The following is a 1,526-nucleotide window of genomic DNA, read 5'->3' on the forward strand; positions in this document are numbered from 1 at the left end:
AGCCCCCATGTTGACAAATGCGCCCGGGAGGGCTCGATTGGAGGATTTTACAATGACCGAACGCCGCGCCGCGATCGGGAGGAACACCGTTTGAACCTCGCCGTCTTCGACCTCGAGACCAACGGTTACGCGGGCTCCTCCGTGCTCTCCGCCTCGTCGATCGTCCTCGACGAGGCGGGGCGCATGTTGGCGTTCTTCAATCGCTTCTACCTCCCGACCGAAGCCTTCAACCCCTATCTCTTCCGCATCCACGGCCTGACGCCCCAGCGGCTCCTGGCCCTGCGGGAGCACATCCCCTCGGCGCCTCACTTCATCGAGGATTGGCCCGATCTGATGGAGTTCTGGGAACACTGGGATGTCGAGGGGATCGTCGTCCACAACGTGCGGTTCGACCTGGCCTTTTTGCCGGAGCTCGCCCAGAGTTCCCTGCGCTGCTGGTGCTCCATGCGGGGGCTCACCGAGCTGTGCGCGCTGCCCAAACGGCCGGGAAGCCGCGGTGGCGGCGCCTACAAGTGGCCGAGGCTCCAGGAGGCGGCCGACGTCGTCTGCAACGGCCCAAAGGCCCTGACGCCCCCGGCGGCCACGCGGCAAGTCGAATCGGAGGTCGGGGAGTGCCGCGCGCACGTCTCCCTGGCGGACTGCTTCGAGCTCTACAGGATCTCGGCGCGAATCCTGGCCCACCATCCCGAGCACATGCACTTCGCCCCCGTGCTCCTGCCCTTCCGGATGCCGAGGACGGCCGCGGGAGAGATCGAGGCCACCCCCCGGCACGACGGCTTCACGACCGGCCTGCTGGAGCTGGAGGCGCGCCTCCGGAGCCTTCTGCCCTGAACCACAAAAATGCCGCCTCTCAAGAGGCGGCACCGTCGTTCGGGTGAATCAAGGCTCTGGGGTCCAAGCGGTTCGAGGATTACTTGGAGTACAACTCGACCGCCAGGATCTCGTTCACATCGATGGGAAGCTCCTCCCGCATGGGCTCACGAATCAGCTTCGCGCTGAACTGCTCCTTATTCTTCTCGATGTAGGGGACGTTGAAGGCCACCAGACCCTGGAAGTTATCCTGGAAAAGCGCGTTGGTCCGGGATTTCTCCTTCAGGGCGATGACATCGTTCACCTTGACGCCGTAGGAAGGGATATCCACCTTCTGTCCGTTCACCAGGACATGCCCGTGGCTCACGATCTGCCGGGCCTGACGGATGGAACGGGCAAAGCCGATGCGGTAGACGAGGTTGTCCAAACGGCACTCCAGATTCTTGAGCAGCGCCACGCCGGTCATCTCCGGGCTCTTCTTGGCGATCTCGAAGTAACGGGCGAACTGACGCTCCAGAATCCCGTAATAGGCTTTGATCTTCTGTTTCTCGAGCAGCTGGAGCCCATACTCCGAGACCTTCTGCCCGCCCCTCATGGGCTTTTTGGTATCCACCCTCTTCATGGCCTTGGGATGACCGCAGACATTGACTCCCAGATGACGGCACAGCTTAAAACGAGGCTCTCTTCGGGTTGCCATAAGGACACTCCTTCTTCAA

General features: G+C 62.4%; 2 protein-coding genes. One reads left to right on the forward strand and one right to left on the reverse strand.

The window, feature by feature from the left end; translation table 11 throughout:
- The first annotated feature begins 90 nt into the window (after positions 1-90).
- Entirely contained in the window at positions 91-831 is a 741-nt protein-coding gene (locus Q0176_RS03550; protein ID WP_299299297.1) for a hypothetical protein, read from the forward strand.
- 79 nt (positions 832-910) lie between these two features.
- Here the strand turns inward: Q0176_RS03550 and rpsD are convergent, their stop codons facing one another.
- A complete protein-coding gene (gene rpsD, locus Q0176_RS03555; protein WP_299299299.1) occupies positions 911-1,507 on the reverse strand; it encodes a 30S ribosomal protein S4 in 597 nt (198 codons plus the stop codon).
- Positions 1,508-1,526: the final 19 nt, after the last annotated feature.

The organism is uncultured Fretibacterium sp., from assembly GCF_938040765.1.
In the GTDB taxonomy this organism is placed as follows: Bacteria; Synergistota; Synergistia; order Synergistales; family Aminobacteriaceae; genus CAJPSE01.

Coding starts and splice junctions, on each gene's coding strand:
- rpsD (WP_299299299.1), bottom strand. CDS start 1,507: ATGGCAACCCGAAGAGAGCCTCGTTTTAAGCTGTGCCGTCATCTGGGA.